At 72.0% G+C, this 3,332-nt stretch carries 4 protein-coding genes; 2 read left to right on the top strand and 2 right to left on the bottom strand.

The features are described from left to right. Nucleotides 1-389, top strand: a 389-nt coding sequence (locus AC13HU_RS34570) for a DUF6542 domain-containing protein (protein ID WP_483045951.1), incomplete at its 5' end; no start/stop codon positions are given. Here the strand turns inward: AC13HU_RS34570 and ppgK are convergent. Both ppgK and AC13HU_RS34560 read right to left on the bottom strand, forming a co-directional pair. Next, the gene (ppgK, locus tag AC13HU_RS34565) at nucleotides 310-1,047 is read right to left on the bottom strand and encodes a polyphosphate--glucose phosphotransferase (protein ID WP_483045950.1); all 738 of its coding nucleotides are present in this window, start codon (nucleotides 1,045-1,047) and stop codon (nucleotides 310-312) included. The two genes, AC13HU_RS34570 and ppgK, sit on opposite strands and share 80 nt — an antisense overlap. A gap of 30 nt (nucleotides 1,048-1,077) precedes the next feature. Further along, complete coding sequence (locus tag AC13HU_RS34560) at nucleotides 1,078-2,073, bottom strand: 4-hydroxy-3-methylbut-2-enyl diphosphate reductase (protein ID WP_483045949.1); 996 nt, start codon at nucleotides 2,071-2,073, stop codon at nucleotides 1,078-1,080. Nucleotides 2,074-2,132: 59 nt separating this feature from the next. On the opposite strand from AC13HU_RS34560, the gene xseA reads away from it, so the two are divergent. After that, nucleotides 2,133-3,332, top strand: a 1,200-nt coding sequence (xseA, locus tag AC13HU_RS34555; RefSeq protein WP_483045948.1) for an exodeoxyribonuclease VII large subunit, incomplete at its 3' end; no start/stop codon positions are given.

Genomic DNA, 3,332 nt, shown 5'->3' with positions numbered 1-3,332 from the left:
CGGGCGCCCTGACCACCGTGGTGACGGTGGTCGGCGGGGCCGTCGACTCGCTGCTCTTCGACGGCCCCGGGATCTTCTTCGGGCTGGTCTTCGTGGCCGTGTGCATCGCCGCGGCGGTGTACGTACGGCCGTACGACCTGGTGGCGGCGCCGGTGGCGGCGCCCATCGCGTTCGCGGTGGGCATCACCCTGACGGCCGACAGCGGCGACGGCAGCCTGCTCGGGCACGTGGTCGGGGTCTTCACCGGCCTGGCCCTGATGACCGGCTGGCTCTACACCGGTACGGTGCTGGCCGCCGCGATCGTGGCCGTCAGAGCTTTGCGGCAGCCATCGCGGCGCCGACGATCCCAGCGTTGTTCTGCAACTCCGCGGGAACGATCTCCGCGCTGATCCCGTGGATCAGCGGCAGGAACTTGTCGGGCTTCCGGCTCACCCCGCCGCCGATCACGAACAGGTCGGGCGAGAAGAGCATCTCCACGTGCGCGAGGTACTTCTTCAGCCGGTGTGCCCAGTGCTCCCAGCTCAGGTCCTCGTCCTCACGTGCCTTGACCGACGCGCGCTTCTCCGCGTCGTGGCCGTGCAGTTCCAGGTGGCCCAGCTCGGTGTTGGGCACCAGGTGCCCGTCCACGAACAGGGCGCTGCCGATCCCGGTGCCGAGGGTGAGCAGCATGACGGTGCCGCCACGGCCGCGGCCGGCCCCGAAGGTCATCTCGGCGACGCCGGCGGCGTCCGCGTCGTTGAGGATCACCACCGGACGGTTCAGCCGCTCGCTCAGCGACTTCCGCGCGTCCAGGCCCACCCAGCCGCTGTCCATGTTGGCGGCGGTGCGGGTCACGCCGTCCACCACGACGCCGGGGAAGGTCACGCCGAGCGGTCCCTTGTGGCCGAAGTGCTCGACCACCTCGGCCACGCCGTCGACGACACCCTCCGGCGTCGCCGGTTGCGGAGTGGGCACCTTGTACCGCTCGTCCGACAGGGCGCCCCGGTCGAGATCGACCGGAGCGCCCTTGATTCCCGTACCGCCGATGTCCACACCGAACATGTTCATGACCCCCAGGTTAGAGGTGGGTGGAGCCACTCACCTCTTGGCCGATTCCCGCTCGGTGGCCTCCGCACGCAGATCCCGGCGCAGTTCCTTCGGCAGCGAGAACTGGATGGACTCCTGCGCCGAGGTCACCACCGACACGTCGTCGAAACCGCGCGCGGCCAGCCACTCCAGCACCCCGTCGACCAGGACCTCCGGTACGGACGCGCCCGAGGTCACGCCGACCGTGCGCACACCCTCCAGCCAGGCTTCCTCGCACTCCTCGGCGAAGTCCACCAGGTACGACGCGCCGGCGCCGGCCTGCAGGGCGACCTCGACCAGCCGGATGGAGTTGGAGGAGTTGCGGGAGCCGACCACGATCACCAGGTCGGCGTCGGCGGCGATCTGCTTCACCGCGACCTGGCGGTTCTGCGTCGCGTAGCAGATGTCGTCGCTCGGCGGCGAAAGCAGCCGCGGGAAGCGCTCCTTGAGGGCGTCCACGGTCTCCATCGTCTCGTCGACCGAGAGCGTGGTCTGCGAGAGCCAGACCACCTTGGACTCGTCGCGCACCTTCACCTTCGCCGCGTCGGCGGGCCCGTCGACCAGGTGCATGCGCTCGGGCGCCTCGCCCATGGTGCCGACGACCTCTTCGTGGCCCTCGTGGCCGATGAGCAGGATGTCGTAGTCCTCGCCGGCGTAGCGGACGGCCTCCTTGTGCACCTTGGTGACCAGCGGGCAGGTCGCGTCGATCGAGGCGAGGCTGCGCTGGGCGGCCTCCTCGTGCACGACCGGGGCCACGCCGTGCGCGGAGAAGATCACGATCGCGTTCTGCGGCACCTCCTCCGTCTCGTCGACGAAGATGGCGCCCTTCTTCTCCAGGGTCTGCACCACGTATTTGTTGTGCACGATCTGCTTGCGGACGTAGACCGGGGCGCCGTACTGCTCCAGCGCCTTCTCGACGGTGATGACGGCACGGTCCACACCCGCGCAGTACCCGCGGGGGGCGGCGAGGAGGACACGGCGGGCGGAGTCAGAGGTCATGCCGTCCATCGTACGGGGCCACCCCCGGCACGGGGCGGGGTGTCGGCGGGGCGCACTAGGGTGCGGGTATGGCTCAGAGCACCTCGGCGGATGCGCCGATTCCGGTCGGCGAGGTGTCGCGGCTGATCGGCGGGTGGATCGACCGGCTCGGCGCGGTGTGGGTGGAGGGTCAGATCACGCAGCTCTCCCGCCGCCCGGGCGCCGGGGTGGTGTTCCTGACGCTGCGCGACCCCTCGCACGACACCTCGCTGTCCGTGACGTGCTACCGCGCGGTGTACGAACAGGTCGCCGATGTGGTCGGCGAGGGCGCGCGGGTCGTGGTGCACGCCAAACCGGAGTGGTACGGACCGCGGGGCACGCTGTCGCTGCGGGCGAGCGAGATCCGGCCGGTCGGGATGGGCGAACTGCTGGCGCGGCTGGAGCAGTTGAAGAAGGCGCTGACGGCCGAGGGGCTCTTCGCGGCGGACCGCAAGCGCCCGCTGCCGTTCCTGCCCGGGCTGATCGGCCTGGTCACCGGCCGCGCGTCGGCCGCCGAGCGGGACGTCCGGGAGAACGCGCGGCTGCGCTGGCCCGCCGTGCGCTTCGAGGTGCGGAACGTCCCCGTGCAGGGCGCGACCGCGGTCCCCCGGGTGATCGAGGCGGTGCAGCAGCTCGACGCCCACCCGGAGGTCGACGTCATCGTGGTGGCCCGCGGCGGGGGCAGCGTGGAGGATCTGCTGCCCTTCTCCGACGAGCGTCTGGTGCGGGCGGTCGCGGAGTGCGGCACCCCGGTGGTCTCCGCGATCGGGCACGAGCCGGACACCCCGCTGCTCGACCTGGTCGCCGACCTGCGCGCGTCCACCCCGACGGACGCCGCCAAGCGCATCGTGCCGGACGTACGGGAGGAGCTGGCCCGGGTCCAGCTGGTACGGGACCGGGCGCTGCGGGTACTGCGCGGCATCCTCGACCGGGAGGAGCGCGGCCTGGAGGCGGCGCTCAGCCGTCCTGCCCTCGCGGCGCCGTACCGCATGGTCGAGCAGCGCGGGACGGAGGTCGCCGACCGGGTGGACCGGGCCCGGCGCACCCTGGGGCACCTCCTCGACCGGGCCGACGCCGATCTCACCCACACCCTCGCCCGCGTGGACGCCCTCTCCCCCTCGGCCACCCTCCGACGCGGCAACGCGGTCCTCCAAAGCGAGGACGGCGCGGCGGTCCGCGACCCGGGCGAGTTCGCCGACGGCGACTCGCTCCGCGCCCGCGTCTCGGCGGGCGAGTTGACGGTGCGGGTG

Source organism: Streptomyces sp. NH27, from assembly GCF_056859195.1.
The sequence above is the reverse complement of the archived record's forward strand: the minus strand, read 5'-3'. Positions and strand labels throughout refer to the sequence as shown.

What these genes read in the sequence shown, in the direction of transcription:
- ppgK (WP_483045950.1), bottom strand. Translation starts at nt 1,047, where the DNA reads ATGAACATGTTCGGTGTGGACATCGGCGGTACGGGAATCAAGGGCGCT.
- AC13HU_RS34560 (WP_483045949.1), bottom strand. Translation starts at nt 2,073, where the DNA reads ATGGACGGCATGACCTCTGACTCCGCCCGCCGTGTCCTCCTCGCCGCC.